This window comes from Arenibacter sp. S6351L (assembly GCF_023016025.1).
In the GTDB taxonomy this organism is placed as follows: Bacteria; Bacteroidota; Bacteroidia; order Flavobacteriales; family Flavobacteriaceae; genus Arenibacter; species Arenibacter algicola_B.
In genome coordinates this window covers 175,491-198,085 of the sequence record NZ_JALKBB010000009.1, presented here as the reverse complement: position 1 = coordinate 198,085, position 22,595 = coordinate 175,491, and the positions used below count along the sequence as shown (strand labels likewise).

The following is a 22,595-nucleotide window of genomic DNA, read 5'->3' as shown; positions in this document are numbered from 1 at the left end:
AACACCCTTTCCGCCGACTCCGTAATTCCTTCGTTAGCGGGGTGCAAATCTACCACCCTTTTTTAAATCCACAAGGATTTTTTGAAACTTTTTTTGCCTTTTTTTAAAGGGCGCGCACAACCCGCTGTCAACAAGCACCTTGCAGCACGCTACGACCCCGAAAAAGGGAAAACAATTTAACGCTTTTTCCGATAACAACAAAACAAAGGCCCGTTAAAATTACTGCGGACAGCGTTAGGGGGCGGAGCGGCATCCCCGAAGCAGGGCAAGGGATACAGCAGAGCACCCGGCCCGACAAATGGAGGGAACGCACAATGCATTACATTAAAATTATACAGGAAACATAGAGAATTCTTACCCCTATTCCTTGGATCTGTTCTGATCTTTCCAAATATTGGTTAGGGTAGCGTAATCATATTCCAAAACGGAAGGCTGCCGTTCCAAACTAAAATCCGCAAAGGCCCGCTGCAGAATATCCTCTATAAGGTAATCCTCATGCACCGTATCCGGATGGAATTCTTCCTTAATACTTATGTTGAACATTTTAGCCGTGGTATTGTACCAGAAAGCACGCCAGCCACTCCGCAACTCTTTTACCAGATCAAAAGCCGTAATCCCAGTCTGCCTATAGATCAACTTTACCAAAATCTGCCCTTCGGTACGTGTCAATTTTTTTAATTCCTCGGAAAATTCGTCCTCAATAAATTTTTGAACTTTGCGCGTAAACCTTCTTTTGTGAGAATTCTTCTTTATATGTTCCAAACTATCGTTTAGTTCCACCAACCTCTCGGCAGCCAATTTGGCATAAGGATACACCTTCATGGTTTTCCTCCTCAATATATAATACCGCAACTTATCGTTATAGGATGAGAATTTAAGCCTACCAAATACATAAACCTCATTTAAGGCGATAGAACTCTGAAGAATAGAATCCCCCTCCATTATTACGTACTGTTCAGCTACCGAATCCATGGGCACCTCTGGAACCTGTGCCAATCCTACAAACCCCGTAATCCCGTAAAGTATCACCAATAATCTTTTTCCCATTGAACCTTAAAATACAAAAGCCTTGCCAAAATTAATGATAAAGAAAGCAGCTTGCTATTAATTAAAAGTGAATATTGTTAAGTTTGTATTCAAAATATACGTAAATGAGCGCAAAAAAGATTCTTACCAAAAAATCCATGGATTTTTTAGAAAAATATCTAAATAATGCTGCACCGACCGGTTACGAATGGGAAGGGCAAAAATTATGGATGGATTATTTAAAACCTTATGTGGACACTTTTATTACCGACACCTACGGTACCGCAGTGGGAGTTATAAATCCTGAAGCCAAATATAAGGTGGTCATAGAGGGGCATTCCGATGAAATATCTTGGTATGTAAACTATATTACAGACGATGGCTTAATCTATGTTATCCGAAACGGTGGTAGCGATCATCAAATTGCACCTTCCAAATGGGTCAATATACATACCAAAAAAGGAATTGTAAAAGGGATATTTGGATGGCCGGCCATACACACTAGGGACAGCTCCAAAGAAGAACCTCCTAAATTGGACAATATTTTTATTGATGTAGGTGCCAAGGATAAGGCAGAAGTGGAAAAATTAGGGGTACATGTTGGATGTGTCATTACCTATCCGGATACCTTTCAAGTGCTGAACGGGAACAAATTTGTTTGTAGGGCCATTGACAATCGAGTGGGTGGTTTTATGATTGCGGAGGTTGCCAGACTATTACATGAAAACAAAAAGAAATTACCGTTTGGACTATATATCACCAATGCGGTGCAGGAAGAAATTGGACTAAGAGGGGCTGAAATGATTACCCAAACCATAAAACCGAACATTGCAATAGTCACAGATGTTTGCCATGATACCACTACGCCCATGATCGAGAAAAAGAAACAAGGACATACCCTGATTGGTGCCGGCCCTGTTATTTCTTACGCCCCTGCGGTACAAAACAAACTTCGGGAACGAATTATTGAAACTGCAGAAACCAACAAGATTCCTTTTCAACGCATGGCCGCTTCAAGATATACAGGTACGGATACGGACGCCTTTGCCTATAGCAATGGTGGGGTAGCTTCGGTTTTAATATCCCTACCCCTAAGATATATGCACACCACGGTAGAAACGGTTCATAGGGATGATGTAGAAAATGTTATTCGATTGATCTATGAATCTTTATTGAATATAAAAGACGGGGAAACTTTTAGTTATTTTGAATAGTATTTTTCAAAATCCTCCCTTTTAGGGGGGATTTTTTATTTTAGATTTTTTGCTACTCATTTAAAATATTGCTTGATTATGGATGAATTGATAGACATATTGGATGCGGACGGTAATTATACAGGTAAATCCATCATGAAATCCGAAGCCCATAAAAGGGGGATTTTTCACCCCAGTATACATGTTTGGCTTTATACCAAAAAAGGAGAAATACTCATTCAGCAACGCGCCAAAAACAAAGATACCCACCCAGGACTTTGGGATGTATCCGTAGCCGGACATATAGGTGCAGGTGAGGATGTAACGGAGTCTGCTATTAGGGAAGTAAAGGAAGAGATAGGTCTTGACATTACGGAAAACGGACTATACAAACTAGGAGTATATAAATACAGCTACCAACATCATAAGGATTTATTGGACTGCGAATTCCACCATACTTTTTTATGTGAACTGAAAATACCCTTTTCAGCACTTAAAATGCAAGAAAGCGAAGTGGACGATCTTGCCCTAATTTCCTTGAACATGTTCCGGAAGGAATTGGAAAGCAATGTGATTTCAAAGAAATACGTGCCTTACGAAATGGAATACTATGAAACGGTGCTAAATGCTCTACAAAATAGGCTATAAATTGTTCAAAAACTCTTCTACCCTATCCAAGCTATAGGTTTCCTGCCCCCCTTTGACCATATCCTTGACCACAAAGGAATTGCTGCTCAATTCCTGTTCCCCGATCAAAACAACAAAAGGAACATTCCTATTATTGGCATATTTCATTTGTTTCTGCATCTTGGCACTGGAGGGATAAAGATCACATTTTATACCTGCCTTCCTCAATTGATTAACAAGTTTCATAGAAGTTAATGCTTCCCTGTCCCCAAAATTAACACAGAGTACTTGTAATGATCGGTCTATGGCCTCAGGAAATAGCCCCAACTCTTCCAGCACTAAATAAATACGGTCCAGACCAAAGGATATCCCTACCCCACTAACATCTTTAAGACCAAAGATTCCGGTAAGGTCATCATAACGACCACCTCCACCTATAGACCCCATACTAACCCCTTCCGGAGCGGCTACTTCAAAAATAGCCCCTGTATAGTAATTAAGACCCCTGGCCAAAGTAACATCTATTTTTAGATTTGCGGATTGCAACCCTAGCTCCTCCAAGGTTTCAACTATAAACCTTAGCTCCCATACTCCTTTACTTCCCTCCTCGGAATCCTTCAACAAATCACCTAAGGCCGATATTTGCTCCAGGTTACTTCCACTTAGCGCAAATAAAGGGGCCGCTTTTTCAATGGCAGCATCAGAAATGCCTTTTTCCCTCATTTCTTTGGAAACTCCATCGATCCCTATTTTGTCCAGCTTATCCAAAGCCACGGTAAAGTCAATCAGCTTATCCCGTTCCCCGATTACCTCGGCAATTCCCGCCAATATCTTTCTGTTGTTAAGCTTAATGGTTGCCCCTTCCAGCTTTAAGTCTGTAAATACGGCATCGTACAACTGCACCAATTCCACTTCCTGCAAAAGGGAATCCGAACCCACTACATCGGCATCGCACTGGAAAAATTCGCGAAAACGCCCTTTTTGGGGTCTATCTGCACGCCATACCGGCTGGATCTGATATCTTTTAAAGGGAAAGTCTATTTCATTTTGGTGCATTACCACATAACGGGCAAAGGGCACGGTAAGATCATATCGCAAAGCTTTTTCCGATATCCTGGAAGTCAAGGCACTCGAATCTTTAGTGGAATACAACTCATCATTCACCTTATTCAAAAAATCTCCAGAATTAAGTATTTTAAAGATCAGTCGATCACCTTCATCACCATATTTTCCCATTAAGGTTTCAGAGTTTTCAAAGGACGGAGTTTCGATGGGTTGAAAACCATAGGTTTGAAAATGCTTTTTTACCACATCGAAAATATAATTTCTCTTATTGACTTCGGATGGGGAAAAATCCCTGGTCCCTTTAGGTATGGATGGTTTTTGTGCCATTGTTTTTAATCTTGTTGTAAATATAATGGATTGTAGAATTTTGCCTATGCCGGATCAACTAAAATTAACCCATTAAATCATCGAACCATTGATAAAGTTCTCCTTTGGTGATTACTGCTCCTTGCTTAATTAAATTAAACTTATCCAGGTTTTTATCCACTGTATAGGCCTTGGAAGCCGTTAGGTATTCCACAAAATCTGATTGATAATTTTTTTTGAACCAAGAAAAGCCCTCTTTGGTTCTCAAATCTATTTCCGGATTCATCACCTTTACCGAGATAAGCTTCATTTCCTTTTCTTCGGTATGGAATAAATGCATGTGTTGGGCAGAAATATTTTCCAAATACTTCACCTTGGACAAAACACCTTCCCAAATTAAATCACTAAAAATATCAAGTTCCTCTTCAGCTACTTCCGGTTTTTCTTTCTTTAGCGTATCCCATTCGTCTCCTGTAATGGATTGGGTAGCCAAAAAATTAATGAATTCCTGCTGCAACTCTTCTAGTTGTTGCCTTGTTAATCTTGTGTATTTCATTGTGTCACTGAATTTCAAATACGGCTTACATCAATATCCATTACCATTCTTGGCTTAGTATAGGATTAAAAGGCCGCTCTTTTAACATCATTAACATAAAAAAGGCCACATAAATGCGGCCTTTCAAATAAATCAATATAATAGTATTATCCTTTTGCCTCTGCAACTACTTCAAATGGGAAATCGACTACCACATCTCTGTGCAATCTTATTTGAGCATTGTAAGGACCAGTCCTTTTAACAGCACCACCTTGAATAGATATATATCTTCTATCCAAAGAATGTCCAGCTTTTTCCAAAGCATCGGCCAAATCTATATTAGTAATAGATCCAAATAATTTATCACCAGCACCAGCTTTTGCAGCAATCTTGATTTCCAATTGCTTAATGGCTTCTGCAGTCTTATTGGCAGCATCAACAATTTTCTTCTCTTTGTGAGCTCTTTGTTTTAAATTTTCTGCCAATACTTTTTTGGCTGATGGTGTAGCTAAAGAGGCCAATCCTCTTGGGATTAGGTAATTTCTACCAAAACCATTCTTTACATTCACCAAATCATCTTTAAAACCTAAGTTCTGTACGTCTTCCTTTAATATAAGTTCCATCGTCCGTTTCTTTTTATTTTAATAAATCGCCAACATAAGGCATTAAAGCTAAGTGACGCGCTCTTTTTACAGCAACGGCCACTTTACGCTGATATTTCAAGGAAGTTCCAGTAAGTCTTCTTGGAAGCAATTTACCTTGCTCATTTACCAACTTTATTAAGAAATCAGGATCCTTGTAATCTACATATTTAATACCTGATTTTTTGAAACGACAATATTTCTTTTGAGTATTGGTCTCTATATTAAGAGGAGTAAGATATCTAATCTCTCCGTCTTTTTTACCTTTTGCTTGTTGTTCTATTGATGCCATAATCCTTACGCTTTAGCTTTTAACTTTGTTCTTCTTCTTTCTGCCCATGATACGGCATGCTTGTCTAATTTTACGGTCAAAAAACGCATAACTCGTTCGTCCCTTCTGAATTCCAATTCGTAAGGGGCAACAACTTCGCCTTCAGCTGTAAACTCGAACAAATGGTAAAAACCACTTTTCTTGTGTTGGATAGGATAGGCCAATTTCTTCAGCCCCCAGTTTTCTTTGGCTACCATTTTGGCACCTCTGTTAATTAAGAAATCCTCAAATTTCTTAACTGTTTCCTCTATCTGAACATCAGATAGAACGGGATTTAAAATGAAAACAGTTTCGTAATTGTTCATATGTTTAAAATTTTTTAAGTGTGCAAAAGTAATTATTTTTTGTTCATATCACAAGAAAATGGAAAAATCTTCGTTATACCTAGAGAAAACATAATATTGAACTTAACCAAAAACAATTAAAACTATGGTCATTGCCATTTACACAACAATTACTGCAATGTTTACAACTTTAGTTGTACATCAGCGTGATTTTTAAGTACTTTGTCGATGATTTAACCCCACAAATCAACCATTTATGAAATTAAGAAGCATTATCGTGGACGACTCGTCCATGCAGCGGATGGCAGTTGCCAAACTGGTTAATAACCATCCGAATCTGGCTTTGGTAGCTGAGTACAGTAATGCCATTGAAGCCAAGAACGGCATTAAAAACAACGAAATAGATTTAATTTTCCTAGATGTAGAGATGCCAATTATCACTGGATTCGACCTATTAGAGTCCCTAGATAATAGTCCTCAGGTAATTTTGATCACCGGTAAACCGGATTATGCCCTTAAGGCATTTGATTACGACGTAACAGATTACCTTCACAAACCTATTACCCTATCACGTTTTGACGCTTCTGTTAAACGGGCCGTAGCAAAATACGAACAAATCAATAAGGTAACGGAAGACGAAGAACACATCTTTGTTAAGAGTAACTTGAAGAAAAGAAAGGTTATTTTGAACGAGATAAAATGGATCGAAGCTTTGGGCGACTACATAAAACTAGTTACGGATGAAGCCAATATCGTAATTTTATCAACAATGAAATCTTTTGAAAAACAGTTGCCAGAAGATAAGTTTTTAAGGATTCACAAATCCTATATCGTTAACTTGGAGAAGGTAGAGAAGTTTAATAGTAAAAATGTAGAAGTTAGTGGAAAACAAATACCTCTAAGTAGAAATAAGAAAACTGAATTGGCAGAGGCACTAAATAATTTTTAGATAGTTATATGTGATCTACATTGTAGATTACCCGAACACCTCTGTAATAGGAAATAGCATTAAAGGATTTTTCAATTCTTTTAATGCTATTTTTTGTTTTGACCAAGGAGTAATTTTCCCCGATCTTGATGATAACGTTCTTAATATATTGATTCCGGATTCTTGCCACAGGTGGATATTCGGGCCCCAGTACGTTTCCTCCAAAACTATTTCTCAACGATTTGGCAAACCATTCCGCAGCATCGTTAAGTTTGTTGTAATCCTTGTGCTTAAACGTAATTTTGATAATTCTGTTTACAGGAGGATACTTATATTGTTCCCTTTCGTAAATCTGCTCTTGGAACATTCCATTATAATCACCTGTGGTTACCTGCTGTAATATCCTATGATTGGGATTATAACTCTGAATAATTACCTTTCCCCTCTTCTTGCTCCTCCCTGCCCTGCCGGCCACTTGGGTAAGCAACTGAAAGCTTCTTTCATGGGCCCTAAAATCAGGAAAATTCAACAAGGAATCCGCATTCATGATCCCTACCAGGTTTACATTCCTAAAATCGAGCCCCTTGGTCAGCATTTGGGTACCCACCAGAATATCTATTTCCTGTTGCTCAAAAGAGGTGATAATCTTTTCGTAACCATGCTTGCCCCTAGTGGTATCCAAATCCATTCTCCCAACATTGGCTTTTGGGAACAATGTATTTAGCTCCTGCTCCACCTGCTCGGTCCCAAAACCTTTGGTATCCAGGGTGGCGTTCCCACAAGCCTGACAAGTTTCCCGAAGGGCTATATGATAACTGCAATAGTGGCATCGCAATTGTTTTCTGTGCTGATGATAGGTTAAACTTACGTCGCAATTTGGACATTGGGGGGCATGCCCGCAGGTAGTACATTCCATAATGGGCGCAAACCCCCGTCTATTTTGAAATAGTATAACCTGCTCTCCGTTATCCAAGGTCTCCGTAATCTCTTCTAGTAGTCGCTCCGAAAAATGTCCTTTCATCCTTTTTTTACGGGACTGCTCCTTTATATCTACCAATTCCATGTCCGGCATAAGTACATTCCCATATCTTCTTTCTATATGGGCATAGCCATACTTGCCAACCTTTACATTATAAAAACTTTCCACGCTTGGCGTGGCAGACCCCAAGAGAATATCGCTCCCGTGCAAATTACCCAAAACAATGGCAGCGTCCCTTGCATGATATCTTGGCGCCGGGTCATATTGTTTAAAAGAACTTTCATGCTCCTCATCCACAATAACCAGCCCCAAATCCTTAAATGGTAAAAACAAAGCAGACCTGGCCCCTATGACTATCTGGGCTACCGGTTTATTTTCCAAAACATTGTTCCAGACCTCTACCCTTTCCTGCACATTGTACTTGGAATGATATACAGCCACTTTTTCACCAAAATAGGCCTGCAATCTTGAAATCAACTGAGTAGTAAGGGCAATTTCCGGAAGTAAATAAAGCGCTTGCTTTCCTTGGCTTAAAAATTCTTCGATCAGCTTAACATAGACCTCTGTTTTTCCTGAAGAAGTAACCCCATGCAAAAGCACTACCTTCTTCTCCTTAAAGGAGTTTTTTATATCCTTGAGCGCAGCATTTTGATAGTCGTTTAGAGATTTTAAGGTTTCAGTTTCATCATCCCCCTCGTACACCACCCTATCGGTCTGAACAAATTGTTCCTCCAAAATACCCTTATCTATCAACGTCTTAATGGTAGAACTGGAACTATTACTGGCTTTTTCCAAATCGCTCACTTTTACAGGCTTTTTTGTTACCGCTTGTAATTGAAACAATGATAATACCACTTGGCTCTGTTTAGGGGCCCTGGTCAGGCCATTCAACAAGGCCTCCAAATTCTCTTCAGATCTATGGTCCTTTCCCAGCTGAACGTATCGGACCAATTTGGGCTTATATTGCTCGTACATCTCCTCCTTAAGAAAGATAACATTCTTTTTGAGCAACCTATTTAAAACTGGGATGATATTCTTTTTGTCCAGAATATCACTTATTTCCTGAACCCTTAGAATTGATTGGTGCTGCAAGGCCTCGAATACCATAAATTCATCATCGAGCAAATCGTTTTCCTCTGTATTTGCCCTATCGTTCCTAAGTATTAAAGTTTCACTTTCCAATAGCAGGGCGCTGGGTACGGCAGCGCGAAAAACTTCCCCAATAGAGCACATGTAATATTGGGCCAACCAATGCCAGAACTTTAGTTGTATATTGGTCACAACCGGATAATCATCCAAAATTTGATCGATCTCCTTTGCCTCGTAGACTGTGGGCGCGGTGTTGTGGATCTCGAACACCAAGGCTGTATATATTTTTGATTTTCCAAAGGGAACGGCTACCCTCATTCCCGGTTTTAATACTTTCGCCTCTTCCTTGGTCACCTTATAGGTAAAAAGCTTTTCTATAGGGATGGGTAAAATAACATTGATAAAATCCTGCATATTCCCTAAAGTTCTATCCTTCCACCCTTATCCAAGTCTGGGTACGGTAGATGAAAGCCAAATATCCTCTTACCTTTAGTTCGTCCGGATTATCGGGATTTAGCCACAATTTACACCTAAAGGTCATGGCCTGTTCCGGATCGAAAAGGGTTTTTCCCTTCCATTCCCCATTGCCAATGTGTTCCACATCTTCAATTATTTTCATCCCAACTATTGGTTGGTCCTTTTTGTCACCGTCACATTTTTCGCATACGGCATCTTCCCTTCCTTCCTCCAGAATCTCCACGACATGTCCGTACATAAGTCCGTCTTCCTCATAGATACTAATAATGGCCTTTGGATTACCTGTCCTATCATCGATGGTTTTCCATTTCCCAAAGATGCTTTGTGCCGGAGCAGACATAGAAAAAAGTATAAAAACACCCCATACTACCCATTTATTCCTATCCATCATGTTTTTCATATTTTTTTCTTAAAGAATTTAATGAGGCATTCAGTTCAAACCCCAACAGCAAGATATTGGAATTTAACCAAATAAATACCAATAAGATCAACAAACCACCTAAAGCACCGTATAATTCGTTATATCTGGCAAATTTTTCAACATATACTCCAAATAAATAGGATGTAAGGATAAAAAGCAAGGTAGTCATCAAGGCCCCGGCCGAAAAAAATTTGGCCTTCCTTCCCTCTTTGGTACCAAAATAATATAAAATGGCCGTAATAAAATAGGCCAACATACCTAAAAATAAAAATTTACCCCATTGCACCAAGATAAATTCACTTTCATCCACTTCCAATTCCACTCCCCTGTGTGTTATATCATATAAACCTATAAGCACATATGCCTCAAAATAAACAAATATGACCGCCCCTAACAAAAGAAGGATAGATAGCATCAACCCCACCATCAAGGCATAAACATACTGCTTAAAAATACTTCTATTGAGATTTACATGGTAAGAGTTTTCAAATCCCACGAAAATTGCATTCACCCCATTGGTCATCAAAAAAATTGAGGTAATAAATGCGATTGCAGAGGACAGGACATCCCCTCTTTCCTGTTCACTGATCTGCAAGTATATTTCACTAAAATAATCACCTGTTGCCCTTGGTAAAAATGATTCTAAAAAAATTAGGAATTCTGTATCAAAATTCGAATTTCCCACAGAAACATAGGGAATGATGAAAGGAATTAATGTAACCAAAAAAATCAACAATGGAAATAAGGCCAAAAACAAACTAAAGGAAATGGAACTTGCCCGGGTGGATAAGGCCCCCTTTACTATTCCCAGCACATACATCTCCATAAGGTCATAAATAGAAAGCCCTTCAAAGCCTGGCAACTTCAAACTTTTCATTAGCCCCACTACCCAATTAACTATGGGAATCTTCTCCAGTTTACTTTCAATTTCCTGGGACATTTATACTGCTTTAAGACTAAGGTCCATATTGTATATGGAATGTGTCAACGCCCCCGAAGAAATAAAATTAACACCGCATTCCGCGTATTTCCTTATGGTTTCCTCATTAATTCCGCCAGAAGATTCTGTTAGACATTTATCCCCGATCATTTTAACCGCTTTCCGGGTATCCTCAAAACTGAAGTTATCCAGCAAAATTCTATAGATTCCGTTAGACTGCAAGATAACCTCCACTTCTTTGAGGTTTCTAGCTTCTACAATTATTTTTAAATCCAATTTTTTGTCGGTCAAATATTGCTGTGTTTTTTCAATTGCTTTAGTAATACCCCCGGCAAAATCAATATGGTTATCCTTTAACATAACCATATCGTAAAGAGCAAATCTATGATTTTCACCTCCACCTATCTTTACCGCCCATTTTTCAAGTGCCCTTATTCCCGGGGTTGTCTTACGGGTATCCAAAATCTTGGTGTTGGTGCCTTCCAAAAGTTTTACAAAATAATTGGTCTTGGTGGCAATAGCGCTCATTCTCTGCATACCATTAAGCACCAACCTCTCCGCTTTTAGAATACTTTGCGAACTTCCGGACACATAAAAAACAATATCCCCAAATTCTACGGAGGCGCCGTCCTTAATAAGCACATCCACGACCAAGTCACTATCAACATATTGAAAAACTTTTTTGGCAAAATCTACTCCGGCAATTATACCCTTGTCCTTCACCAACAACTTTGCCTTTCCGGTTGCAGAGGCTGGAATACAGGCCAATGAGCTGTGATCTCCATCACCCACATCTTCCCGTATTGCATTCTTTATAATTAAATCGAGTTCTTTCTTAAATTGTTCTTCTGATATCATGCACTATTTTTTCTACGCTAATTTACTAAAATGTTTCTCCAATTCCGCCTCCTTTGATATTTCCTTAAATACAGAAGTGTTCTAAATAAAACAAACCTTCAATGTAACTAGAGGCCCATTATTAACAATAGGCTGGGCAATTCTCTTTACGAATGTTTCCATACCTACATAAGCTTCTTTTTGGAGTTTCAAATAAGCATATTACATTTGCCCTATGACCATAAAACTTTTAGTACTGGGAAAAACAGATAGCGCTCAATTAAGTCAATTAATTGAGGAATATCAAAATAGGTTAAAACACTATATAAAGTTTGAATTGGAAATAATCCCCGATATCAAGAATACCAAAAATCTATCAGAAAAGCAACAAAAGGAAAAAGAGGGGGACGCCATTTTAAATAAGCTCAACCCAACCGATCTGCTGGTGCTACTCGATGAAAACGGAAAACAGAAAACCTCTGTAGAATTCTCGGAATACCTCCAAAAAAATATGAACTCCGGTATAAAGCAACTTGTATTTGTTGTTGGCGGGCCTTATGGTTTTAGTGAAGCTGTGTATCAAAAATCCCGTAGCAAGATCAGTCTATCAAAAATGACCTTTTCGCATCAAATGGTCCGATTATTTATGGTAGAACAATTGTACAGAGCCTTCACGATATTAAGAAATGAACCTTATCACCATCAATAACAAAAAGCCATCGAAAAAGAAGATGCCAACCTGATTTAAAAATCCCCCTCAGGCTACCACTAAAGGCCCAGTTTCCAGATTTTTTTCATTAAAGGCATAAAAAAACTGCCTAAAAGTAAATTTTAGACAGTTTAAAGTTATAAATCCCAATTTCTTACTAATATAAAACCCTGAATTTAATTGTATTATCAATCTTTTTAAGAGCCTTTAGAACATCCTTGTTATACTCTTTGTCCAAATCTGAAATTACATAACCCACCTCGTTATCGGTAGAAAGATACTGTCCTGAAATATTCATATCATAACGGGCCAAAACTTCGTTGATCTTCGCCATAACTCCTGGTACATTCCTATGAATATGTAAAAAACGATGTGCATTATTCTGTTTGGGCAGTCTAATATTTGGAAAGTTTACAGCATCTACAGTATTCCCCGAATTAATATAGTCCATTATTTTATTGGGAACAAAATCCGCAATATCCCGTTGTGCTTCTTCCGTACTACCACCAATATGGGGAGTAAGAATAACGTTCTCCAAGCCTTTGAGCTCTGTTAAGAACTCACCATTGCTTCTAGGCTCCTCTGGAAAAACATCTATAGCCGCTCCTGCGATCTTTCCACTTTTCAGGGCATTGGCCAAAGCTTCAATGTCCACCACAAAACCTCTGGACAGATTTACAAACAGGGCACCATCCTTCATTTGGTTAATTTCCCTTTCCCCAATAAAATTCTTATTGGCCTTATTATCATCTATATGCAAGGTTACTACATCGGAAACATTTAACAAATCCTCCAATGTACTGCACTTGGTGGCATTACCTAATGCCAATTGATCACCTACGTCATAGTAATAAACACGCATCCCCAAGGCCTCGGCCAATACGGACAATTGTTTTCCAATATTTCCATATCCTACAATACCCAGATTTTTACCACGCACCTCTTTTGAGTTGGCGGCAGTTTTATTCCATTGACCGGCATGGATTTCAGTACTACGCGGAAAGATACTCCTCATTAACATGATAATCTCACCAATGGCCAGTTCCACAACAGACCTTGTATTGCTATAAGGCGCATTGAATACCACTACGCCCTTTTTCTTACAGGCCTCCAAGTCTATTTGGGTAGTACCTATACAGAAGGCACCGACCACCATTAATTTGTCCGCCGCAGCCAACACATTTTTGGTGACTTGGGTCTTGGAACGTATTCCTAGAACATGCACTCCTTTTATTTTTTCGATCAGCTCTTCTTCCGTTAAACTATGTTTTAACAGCTCTACGGAAAACCCTTCCTCAGAAAGGGTATCGAAGGCGTTTTGATGGACATTTTCCAACAATAAAATCTTAATTCTATTCTTTGGGTAGGATATCTTTCTTGGCAACTTGTTCACAAATAAAAATTCATCTAAATTAGGTGTAATATAGTCTGCGTTTCTCGCAGCCTTTTCTCTATGCACATTCTCGGTATAGGCGAAAAATTTATCCGCAATACCAGCTTCGCGCATTACATAGTCACTATAACCGTCTCCAATTACCTGCACTTCCCCTTGTAAGTCCAAGTTTTTTAAACAGGCAATTTTTCCGTTGTGCGAGGCTAATACGTTATCCTCGTCAAATCCTATTATTTTTCCATTCTCGTCGAATCGAAATGTATTGGCATACACCCTATCCGCAGGAATATTATATTCGGCAACTATGGGATCTATAAACTCTTTGAAGCCACAGGAAATTACATAAATATCATCGGAATAATTATGAAAAAATTCCTTGTTGGATTCTATGGACTTGGATATCTTTTGGCGAAGTAATTGGACCAAATTCTCCAAATCGTCCTTATGGGCGTTTAATAAATTAATTCTTTTTTCCAAGGACTGGGTAAAAGAAATATCCCCGTCAATGCCCAAATTGGTTATTTTTTGGATTTCCCGAATAATATCGTCCTTATCCGATCTTCCATTGAGGGTAATTTCCGCCAAAACATCCAGTGCCTCTACCCTAGTTAGGGTACTATCAAAATCAAACACATATTTTCTGCCTACCGCAACCATTGAATCTGAATTTTAAGGGGCAAAAGTATGAATTAATTTTATCCAACTCCCTATTATGGCGAAGAAAAGTATTCAATACATGATTTTCTTCGGCATATGTAAGAAAATGATTTTTTTACACCGCAAAAATTAAGGAATTGATAAAATTTTCCATCAAGCTATTCTCTGGGCCAATTTAAAATCCATTGATTATCCCTACCGAAGTTATATTGATTTGGAACAGACAAGATCTATCTATATCCTTGCACTGGCAAAAATCACCTTCAGCGAACCCCAAGATATATTAATCCGGTTATGATGGCCAATCCAAAACTCAGTAAGGTACCGATCAATATATACTCCGTGAGCTTTCTTGAATTACTTTCCTTAAGGTCATTGAACCTAAAAACAGATTTGGCTGTAATCAATAAACCAATTGCCTCCCATCTAGCTAAAATTATAAAGATCAACACAAACAATCGTTCTATAATTCCAATGTACTTTCCAGCATTTGGAAGGGATTTATGGTCCAATTCTATCCTGTCCGACATACCTTCCAATAATTTGGCCATAATAATGGAAGATGGATAACTGACAAATACAACCGCCGTAACCAACGGCCAATTCATTTCCTGTATAAGCCCCACAGTATGCCCCACTAAATCAGAATTAAACGCACAGCAATACAAAACAACCAAATGCAATGCTTGGTCTATAAAAAAAGGAATGGCCTTATTCTTAAAATGTGGGTTGGCATATATTTTTAAAAGGTCTATAAAATAATGTGATATGGCAATTACCAAAACCCACCTCCATAATTTTAAATCCCACAATAGCAACATGGTGATTATAACATGAACCAATACATGTAGGTATAGATATTTGGACGCTATCTTATTTGCCTCTTTGTGCACCACCCATTTATTGGGTTGAAACAGGAAATCGCCCAGAAGGTGGGCCAACAAGAGCTTCGTAAACAATATCATACCTTAATATGCTTTAGATTTTCATCGTAATACGCCAATAAATCCAACACCAAATCCATCCTAGCCCGCTTTAATCGCTGGCTTACAGCCGATTGCCTTATCTTTAATTGATCCGCAACCTCCTGTTGGGAAACGTTTGGTTTTGCTAGGGCTAAACTCACCATTTGTGCTGAAACAGTAGACCAATCATCCATAAAATTCAATGCAAGTTTCAACATAAGGTTCAACGTTTTATCCTTATCGTCATGGCCAGTGACTATGGCCAAATTGAGTTTTTGCTCCTTTAAGGTTTCAAAAATTCTACCTGAACGTCGGTAGGCCTTCCCGTTGGACTGACTTACACTACTGCCCACAAACGTTTCGGACCCCAGTCCTATCCCCATTCTTACATCCAAATCCTTGATAGATTTAATGAGGGCCTTGATCTGAATGGCCATAGTCAAGGCTCTTTCCGGGGTTGTTCTTATTTGAAATTCATCGCCCCTATAAATCTCCCAATCATTGGGCGTTTTGCCCTGACGACCAAGATATGGTTTTAGAATATCCATCCATTCCGAGGCCGCATAGCGGTCAGAATTAATAATATCCCCTGTAATTATAGCTACCATATATAAGTTAAAATGCTAATATATTAAAATATAAGCCAAAATGCTAATGTTTTTACTTATAAGTTAAATCCATTATAAAAAATGACTAAAACCAACGACGAACCATTACGCAATACTTTTGATACTCCTTCCCGAACATATTAGTCAACACTTCCTCTTCGGGTTTGATCTGATAAGTGTTCATATAATATACAAATCCGGCTGCCAATAGCGTATTAAAAGCGTTTCCCAGATACAGTCCCCAGGTCAAAAGCAGCAGCAATAACGCCAAATACATAGGATTTCTGGAATATTGATATAGACCACCAGTAACCAATTTAGAAACTTTGGAAGGGGTACGTGGGTCTATACTTGTTTTTGAACTAAAAAATTGAAACAATGAAACCACCCCAATTAATAATGCAAGAAAGAAAAGTAAATACATTAAATAATTTCTTCCAAAAAAATCAAAATAACCTACAGGTAAATATGTAGCCAATAAATACATAAACAACCCAAAAACAAAAGTGATGACAAGTGGCGCAATTTTTAACTTCATAAAATATAATAAAACGATAAGGAAATAAAATTACTACTTTTAGACATTTAAAATTAATTTGCCCCTTAAGATTATCAAACCCGAACAAAAAGAATAATAAATCTAAGTAAAATGCAATTGGTATTTGCGACACATAATCCCAACAAACTAAAAGAAGTGCAAATCCTATTTCCCAAGGAGATAGAACTACTGTCTTTAGAGGATATTGGCTGCATGGATGAAATTCCTGAAACTGCAAACGATTTGGAGGGCAATGCAACCATTAAAGCCAATTTTGTCACGGAAAATTACGGTTACCCCTGTTTTGCAGACGATACCGGACTTTTAGTGGATGCTTTGGACGGGGCACCAGGGGTATATTCTGCAAGATATGCTGGCGAACAAAAAAACGCCGATGACAATATGGACAAATTATTGCTCCAATTGGACAACCAAACCAACAGATCGGCGCACTTTAAAACCGTTATCGCCCTAAACCTTAAAAACGAACAATTGCTTTTCAAAGGAATTGTGCAAGGAGAAATAACAACCCAAAAAAAAGGTGGAAAAGGTTTTGGATACGACCCCATTTTTATGCCCAAGGGGTATGACAAAACTTTTGCCGAATTACCTATTTCGGTCAAAAACAAAATAAGCCACAGAGCCAAAGCAATAGAACAATTACTAGCATTTTTCAAAAACCGAACCCATGTCAACAAATAAATCCGAGCAAACACCTACAACAACTCCTAGAATATTGGAACGTACGGAGACCATTGGAGGTATTCTGATAGCTGTATTTGCAGCCTTACTGGCCATAGCTGAACTGGTTAACAATAATCTTGAAGAAGAGATGATGGTTGCCCACAGCCAATTCGTAAACTACTCCAATTGGTACCAATCCAAAAGTATAAAACAAAGTTTAAAGGAAAGTGAACTGGATTATTTGAACGCCTTGACGGAAACAGGAATAATACCCGAGGATAAAAATAAGAATATTAAAACCAAAATAGCCCAGACCAAAAGCATGGTATTAAAATACGAAGCGGAAAAAACTGAAATTCTGGTAGGGTCATCCAATGTTCCAAGAGAACATTGGGCACAGGACCTTGATGGGGAAATGGGGAAAATCATAGGAATAAACGAATGGGAAAAACTCACCCAGGATTATGAAACAGCGACCAAGAAATTCGACTTGGGAAAATTATTGTTTCAAATATGTATTGTACTAGGTGCAGTTTGCATCATCATCCGTGATAACAAGAAATTACAGAAAAACTTTATTGTACTTATGTTGGTGTTTGGCGCCATTGGCATTCTAATTTCTACATACGGTTTTATCTTGGCTCCATAAAAACAGCTTTCAAAATAAAATATTTTAATTAAAAAATAAGCAGTACCTTTGCCGCTTCAATTAACGCCGCTGGTATAGCATGTGTTGCGCTGAGTCTAAATAGGTTATAAAAATAATCGCTCTATGCAACATACATATTTGCGATTATTTAAAACATATTATGACAAAATTTGAAGCATTGGGGCTAAAGCAGTCCCTATTGAATGCTATTTCTGATTTGGGATTTGAATCACCTTCAGAAGTACAAGAAAAAGCAATTCCAATCTTATTGGAAAGTGAAACCGATTTAGTTGCCCTAGCTCAAACAGGTACAGGTAAAACCGCAGCATTCGGATTCCCATTAATTCAAAAAATAGATAGCGAAAGTAGGACTACACAAGGTTTGATCCTTTCCCCTACCAGGGAACTTTGTTTGCAAATCACCAACGAACTTACATTATATTCCAAGTATGAAAAAGGGGTTAATGTTGTTGCCATCTATGGTGGTGCCAGTATTACCGATCAGGCCAGACAAATAAAAAGGGGTGCCCAAATTGTTGTAGCTACCCCTGGTAGAATGAAAGACATGATTGGTCGTGGCTTGGTGGATATCTCCAAAATTGACTACTGTGTTCTGGATGAGGCAGATGAAATGCTGAATATGGGCTTTATGGAGGATATCAAAGATATTCTTTCCAACACTCCAAAAGAAAAGTCCACTTGGCTATTTTCTGCAACCATGCCTAGAGAGGTAGCGGTAATTGCTAAAAAATTCATGCACAGTCCGCAAGAAATTACGGTAGGAACAAAAAACTCTGGAGCAACTACGGTGCAACACGAATACTATGTAGTTGGTGGTCGTGATCGTTACCCTGCTCTAAAAAGACTTGCCGACACCAATCCTGATATATTCTCCGTTATTTTCTGTAGAACAAAAAGGGACACCCAAAAGGTAGCTGAAAAATTGATCGAGGATGGTTACAACGCCGGTGCATTGCATGGAGACTTAAGTCAGAACCAGAGAGATTTGGTAATGAACTCCTTCCGTAAGAAACAAATACAAATGTTGGTTGCTACGGATGTAGCGGCACGTGGTATAGATGTTGACGACATTACCCATGTTATCAATTATCAATTACCAGATGAAATAGAGACTTATACACACCGAAGTGGACGTACGGGAAGAGCTGGTAAGTCAGGAATTTCCATGGTTATTGTGACCAGAAGTGAACTTAGGAAAATCAAGGCCATAGAAAATAAAATTCAACAGGATTTTATTTCCAAAAAAATTCCTACGGGAATGGAAATATGTGAAATACAGCTTTACCATTTGGCCAACAAGATCAAAGACACCAAGGTTAACGAGGAAGTAGACAATTACTTGCCCGCTATAAATGATGTACTTCAAGGTATTGATCGTGAGGAACTTATCAAAAAAATAGTTTCTGTAGAATTTACACGTTTCTTTAATTACTACAACAAAACTAAAGATCTAAATACTTCCGATTCTGGCGATCGTGCAGAAAGAGGAAGATCAAGAGATGGGGATAGCCGTATCCCAGCCGACGGAAACGTTAGATATTTCATCAATGTAGGTGAAAAGGATGGCTATGATTGGATGTCATTAAAAGATTTCTTAAGGGACACCGTTAATTTGGGCAAGGACGATATTTTTAAAGTTGATGTAAAAGACAGTTTTTCTTTCTTCAATACGGATGCAGCTGCTACCGAAGCTATTTTAAAAACATTTACGGAATTTAAGGTTGATGGCAGATTTGTCAATGTTGAAGTATCTAAAAATCCTGGCGGAGGCGGAGGCGGAGGCCGTGGAAGACGTGATAGAAGTAGAAGTGGCGGAGGCCGTGATTCTAGGGACAATGATCGCAACAAAGGAAGAAGAAGGGACAGAAGCGCTTCCAAAGGCAGTCCTTCCAGTAGTTCAGGAAAAAGAAGAACTAAAAGAAAAAGCGATTTCTTTTAGTTAATTGTATATTAAAAAAATACGCTTCGGCGTATTTTTTTAGTTAGTTTACCAATTATAACATCGAATTTATTTAATGAAAAATTATTTCTTGCCCCTATTCCTCATAATTGTTTCTTTTGGATATTCCCAGGACGACAAAAATGAACAAGAGGTGAAACAATTAAAAGCGGTTGTCCTAAACGCCCAAACCGACCAGCCAATGGAGAGTGTCCATGTCGTGAATCTTAACGAAGTGGTGGGTACAATTACCAATGAGAAAGGAGAGTTCAATATTCCTGCTAAGGTCAATGACACCCTTTATATTACTTTTTTAGGTTTTAAATCACAAAAAGTGAGGGTTACCAATGATATGTTCAAATTTAAAGAGACAAAAATTTCCCTTACGGAATTGGCATATGCTTTGGAAGAAGTAATTGTTAGACCCTACTCTCTTACAGGCTACTTGGAAATAGATGTTAAGAACTTACCCCTGAACAATGCCTTTCAATATAGTATCTCCGGATTGTCCGTGGGTTACGAAGCCGGGAGCAAGAACCCAAGTGCCGTCACCAAGGTATTGGGTGCCATACTTAACCCCGCGGATTTGTTGAGAAATTTATTCGGAAAGAAACCCAACCAAATGCGCAAACTACGTCAAATGAAGGAAGATGATCAAATTAGAGATCTTTTGGCTTCAAAATTTGACAGGGAAACCTTGACCGAGCTACTGCAATTGGAAAAGGTAGATATTGAGGATATCCTTAATAATTGTAATTACTCCAGATCCTTTATTACTACGGCCAATGACCTGCAAATATTGGATGCCATTAGTAGTTGCTACGAAGAATATAAGGTCCTGAACAGGAAAAAGTAAGCCCTGCGCACACCCTATTAGCGAAGTACCTCTTAACCCTTCTACATCAATATTTTTGATTAGGGTTCCCATTGAATTTGGAATAAAATAAATTTTCTTTTACCGACATCATTTTATAGCTTTAAGCAAAATAGATGCCAATGAAAAAGGAAGTTTTTCTTGCCGCACTTTTGTTGTTTTTTATATCCTGTAAAGAGAATAAAAATAAAGTGGCAAAAGAAGCCGGCCCCACTACGGAGCTGCTGCAAAAAGGGGAATTGAAATCGCCTTTTTTCTGGAATGCAGCGAACATTTATTTTCTACTTACCGACCGATTTAACAACGGTGACACTTTAAACGATATTAACCTAAACAGAACTAAGGAAACAGCTGTATTAAGGGGCTTTATGGGCGGTGACATCCAAGGTATAACCCAAAAAATAAATGACGGATATTTTACAGATTTGGGCATTAATGCTATTTGGTTTAGCCCTATAGTTGAGCAAATCCATGGCACTGTAGACGAAGGAACGGGCAGTACATACGGATATCATGGGTATTGGGCCAAGGATTGGACGGCACTGGATCCCAATTTCGGAACAAAAAAGGAATTGGAAATACTCGTTAAGACCGCACATAAAAATGGCATCAGAATCCTGATGGATATTGTGCTCAACCACACAGGTCCGGTGACGGACATGGACCCAGTATGGCCAAAAGAATGGGTACGCACGGAACCAGTTTGCGAATTCACCGATTATGAATCCACTACCACTTGTACTTTGGTAAAAAACTTACCCGATATTATTACGGAATCAGATACCGCCGTAGAACTACCAGACGCACTATTGGCCAAATGGAAGGAAGAAGGGCGACTAAGCAACGAACTGGACGAATTGCAAGTTTTTTTTGATCGTACCAAATACCCAAGGGCACCCCGATTTTATATTATTAAATGGCTTACAGACTATGTGAACGATTTGGGAATAGACGGTTTTAGGGTAGATACTGCTAAACATGTAGACGAAAAAACTTGGCAGGAATTATATAGCGAGGCTTCATATGCCTTTAATACCTGGAAAAGAAAACATCCAGAAGAGGTGTTGGACAACAATCCCTTTTTTATGGTCGGGGAGGTATACGGTTATGGAATATCCAGTGGTCGTGAATATGATTTTGGGGACAAAAAAGTAGATTATTTTGGCAATGGGTTTCAAAGTCTGATCAATTTTGAATTAAAGGATGATGCCAACAGGGGCTATGAAGCCATATTTAGCAAATATAGCGATCTGCTGTTTACGGAATTGGAGGGAAAAAGTGTGGTTAATTACCTTGCTTCACACGATGACAATAACCCCTTTGACAAGGAGAGAAAAAACCCGTTTCACGCCGCAAATGTATTATTGCTTACCCCTGGTGCCTCCCAAATTTATTATGGGGACGAGTCTATCCGTAGTCTAACCATTGAAGGTGCCCAAGGTGACGCAACCCTTAGATCTTTTATGAACTGGAGGGAATTGGACAGTATCCCTTTGAATAAAAAGATATTGGGCTATTGGCAGAAATTGGGAAAATTTAGAAACGATCATCCCGCAATAGGAGCTGGAAGACACCAAAGGCTCTCCAAAAGCCCGTATGTTTTTGGTAGAACCTTTATAAATGGGGAATTTAAGGATAAGGTCGTAGTTGGTTTAAAACTACCTAAAGGCAAAAAATCCCTATGGGTAAAAGGTTTTTTCGGTGATGGAACAAAACTACATGATGCATTTTCCAAAACCATGGTTACAGTAGAAAATGGCAAAGTTTTCCTGGACAATGACTTTGAAATTGCATTATTGGAATTAGCCAAGAATTAATGGGCGGAATGACTTATACAATATCTCTCTAACCTTAAAAGTCATCAATTTAACTTTTTTAC

23 protein-coding genes are annotated in these 22,595 nt (G+C 38.6%); 9 read left to right on the top strand and 14 right to left on the bottom strand.

What is annotated here, in order from left to right; genetic code table 11:
• Positions 1 to 360: 360 nt before the first annotated feature.
• Complete coding sequence (locus MWU82_RS10210) at positions 361 to 1,047, bottom strand: DUF4294 domain-containing protein (RefSeq protein WP_247096285.1); 687 nt, start codon at positions 1,045 to 1,047, stop codon at positions 361 to 363.
• Positions 1,048 to 1,151: 104 nt separating this feature from the next.
• Between MWU82_RS10210 and MWU82_RS10205 the strand changes: the two genes are divergently transcribed.
• Positions 1,152 to 2,240 carry a M42 family metallopeptidase gene (locus MWU82_RS10205; protein WP_247096284.1) on the top strand — a complete coding sequence of 363 codons (1,089 nt, stop codon included), beginning with the start codon at positions 1,152 to 1,154 and terminating at the stop codon, positions 2,238 to 2,240.
• Positions 2,241 to 2,318: 78 nt separating this feature from the next.
• Positions 2,319 to 2,867, top strand: coding sequence for an NUDIX domain-containing protein (locus tag MWU82_RS10200; protein WP_247096283.1), 549 nt, complete (start codon positions 2,319 to 2,321; stop codon positions 2,865 to 2,867).
• Here MWU82_RS10200 and hisS read toward each other — a convergent pair.
• The 5 genes from hisS to rpsF all read right to left on the bottom strand — a co-directional run bounded on the left by hisS (position 2,862) and on the right by rpsF (position 6,029).
• Positions 2,862 to 4,238, bottom strand: a complete 1,377-nt coding sequence (gene hisS, locus MWU82_RS10195) for a histidine--tRNA ligase (RefSeq protein ID WP_247096282.1) — start codon at positions 4,236 to 4,238, stop codon at positions 2,862 to 2,864. The two genes, MWU82_RS10200 and hisS, sit on opposite strands and share 6 nt — an antisense overlap.
• 64 nt (positions 4,239 to 4,302) lie before the next feature.
• The gene (locus tag MWU82_RS10190; protein WP_247096281.1) at positions 4,303 to 4,773 is read right to left on the bottom strand and encodes a DUF6495 family protein; all 471 of its coding nucleotides are present in this window, start codon (positions 4,771 to 4,773) and stop codon (positions 4,303 to 4,305) included.
• A gap of 146 nt (positions 4,774 to 4,919) precedes the next feature.
• The gene (gene rplI / locus MWU82_RS10185; RefSeq protein ID WP_215947446.1) at positions 4,920 to 5,375 is read right to left on the bottom strand and encodes a 50S ribosomal protein L9; all 456 of its coding nucleotides are present in this window, start codon (positions 5,373 to 5,375) and stop codon (positions 4,920 to 4,922) included.
• Between the two features lie 13 nt (positions 5,376 to 5,388).
• A complete protein-coding gene (rpsR, locus tag MWU82_RS10180) occupies positions 5,389 to 5,688 on the bottom strand; it encodes a 30S ribosomal protein S18 (RefSeq protein WP_176225701.1) in 300 nt (99 codons plus the stop codon).
• 2 nt (positions 5,689 to 5,690) lie between these two features.
• Complete coding sequence (rpsF, locus tag MWU82_RS10175) at positions 5,691 to 6,029, bottom strand: 30S ribosomal protein S6 (RefSeq protein WP_215947447.1); 339 nt, start codon at positions 6,027 to 6,029, stop codon at positions 5,691 to 5,693.
• Positions 6,030 to 6,264: 235 nt separating this feature from the next.
• Between rpsF and MWU82_RS10170 the strand changes: the two genes are divergently transcribed.
• On the top strand, positions 6,265 to 6,957 hold the full coding sequence (locus tag MWU82_RS10170) for a LytTR family DNA-binding domain-containing protein (RefSeq protein ID WP_031444569.1): 693 nt from the start codon (positions 6,265 to 6,267) through the stop codon (positions 6,955 to 6,957).
• 4 nt (positions 6,958 to 6,961) lie between these two features.
• On the opposite strand, the gene priA is transcribed toward MWU82_RS10170, so the two are convergent.
• The 4 genes from priA to nadC are packed head-to-tail and all read right to left on the bottom strand — an operon-like array spanning position 6,962 to position 11,700.
• A complete protein-coding gene (gene priA, locus MWU82_RS10165) occupies positions 6,962 to 9,418 on the bottom strand; it encodes a primosomal protein N' (protein WP_247096280.1) in 2,457 nt (818 codons plus the stop codon).
• A gap of 13 nt (positions 9,419 to 9,431) precedes the next feature.
• A complete protein-coding gene (locus tag MWU82_RS10160; RefSeq protein ID WP_348646982.1) occupies positions 9,432 to 9,881 on the bottom strand; it encodes a DUF2147 domain-containing protein in 450 nt (149 codons plus the stop codon).
• Positions 9,862 to 10,842: a YihY/virulence factor BrkB family protein gene (locus MWU82_RS10155; RefSeq protein WP_247096279.1), complete on the bottom strand. Its 981-nt coding sequence runs from the start codon at positions 10,840 to 10,842 to the stop codon at positions 9,862 to 9,864. Before MWU82_RS10155 ends, MWU82_RS10160 begins: the two co-directional genes overlap by 20 nt.
• Positions 10,843 to 11,700, bottom strand: coding sequence for a carboxylating nicotinate-nucleotide diphosphorylase (nadC, locus tag MWU82_RS10150; RefSeq protein ID WP_215947450.1), 858 nt, complete (start codon positions 11,698 to 11,700; stop codon positions 10,843 to 10,845).
• A 214-nt stretch (positions 11,701 to 11,914) separates the two neighbouring features.
• Here nadC and rlmH point away from each other — a divergent pair, with 214 nt between their 5' ends.
• Positions 11,915 to 12,388 carry a 23S rRNA (pseudouridine(1915)-N(3))-methyltransferase RlmH gene (rlmH, locus tag MWU82_RS10145; RefSeq protein WP_215947451.1) on the top strand — a complete coding sequence of 158 codons (474 nt, stop codon included), beginning with the start codon at positions 11,915 to 11,917 and terminating at the stop codon, positions 12,386 to 12,388.
• A gap of 157 nt (positions 12,389 to 12,545) precedes the next feature.
• Here the strand turns inward: rlmH and serA are convergent, their stop codons facing one another.
• The 4 genes from serA to MWU82_RS10125 all read right to left on the bottom strand — a co-directional run bounded on the left by serA (position 12,546) and on the right by MWU82_RS10125 (position 16,549).
• Positions 12,546 to 14,438: a phosphoglycerate dehydrogenase gene (serA, locus tag MWU82_RS10140; protein WP_215947452.1), complete on the bottom strand. Its 1,893-nt coding sequence runs from the start codon at positions 14,436 to 14,438 to the stop codon at positions 12,546 to 12,548.
• Positions 14,439 to 14,701: 263 nt separating this feature from the next.
• Entirely contained in the window at positions 14,702 to 15,403 is a 702-nt protein-coding gene (locus MWU82_RS10135; protein WP_247096278.1) for a DUF3307 domain-containing protein, read from the bottom strand.
• Entirely contained in the window at positions 15,400 to 16,011 is a 612-nt protein-coding gene (locus tag MWU82_RS10130) for a SatD family protein (RefSeq protein ID WP_247096277.1), read from the bottom strand. Before MWU82_RS10130 ends, MWU82_RS10135 begins: the two co-directional genes overlap by 4 nt.
• Positions 16,012 to 16,096: 85 nt before the next feature.
• On the bottom strand, positions 16,097 to 16,549 hold the full coding sequence (locus MWU82_RS10125; RefSeq protein WP_247096276.1) for an isoprenylcysteine carboxylmethyltransferase family protein: 453 nt from the start codon (positions 16,547 to 16,549) through the stop codon (positions 16,097 to 16,099).
• Positions 16,550 to 16,660: 111 nt separating this feature from the next.
• Between MWU82_RS10125 and MWU82_RS10120 the strand changes: the two genes are divergently transcribed.
• The 5 genes from MWU82_RS10120 to MWU82_RS10100 all read left to right on the top strand — a co-directional run bounded on the left by MWU82_RS10120 (position 16,661) and on the right by MWU82_RS10100 (position 22,533).
• Positions 16,661 to 17,251, top strand: coding sequence for a non-canonical purine NTP diphosphatase (locus MWU82_RS10120; protein ID WP_215947456.1), 591 nt, complete (start codon positions 16,661 to 16,663; stop codon positions 17,249 to 17,251).
• Positions 17,238 to 17,882 carry a DUF4337 domain-containing protein gene (locus MWU82_RS10115; protein ID WP_215947457.1) on the top strand — a complete coding sequence of 215 codons (645 nt, stop codon included), beginning with the start codon at positions 17,238 to 17,240 and terminating at the stop codon, positions 17,880 to 17,882. Before MWU82_RS10120 ends, MWU82_RS10115 begins: the two co-directional genes overlap by 14 nt.
• Before the next feature lie 160 nt (positions 17,883 to 18,042).
• A complete protein-coding gene (locus MWU82_RS10110; RefSeq protein ID WP_215947458.1) occupies positions 18,043 to 19,842 on the top strand; it encodes a DEAD/DEAH box helicase in 1,800 nt (599 codons plus the stop codon).
• A gap of 76 nt (positions 19,843 to 19,918) precedes the next feature.
• Complete coding sequence (locus tag MWU82_RS10105; protein ID WP_215947459.1) at positions 19,919 to 20,698, top strand: carboxypeptidase-like regulatory domain-containing protein; 780 nt, start codon at positions 19,919 to 19,921, stop codon at positions 20,696 to 20,698.
• Positions 20,699 to 20,838: 140 nt separating this feature from the next.
• Positions 20,839 to 22,533, top strand: coding sequence for an alpha-amylase family glycosyl hydrolase (locus MWU82_RS10100; RefSeq protein WP_247096275.1), 1,695 nt, complete (start codon positions 20,839 to 20,841; stop codon positions 22,531 to 22,533).
• Positions 22,534 to 22,595 lie beyond the last annotated feature (62 nt).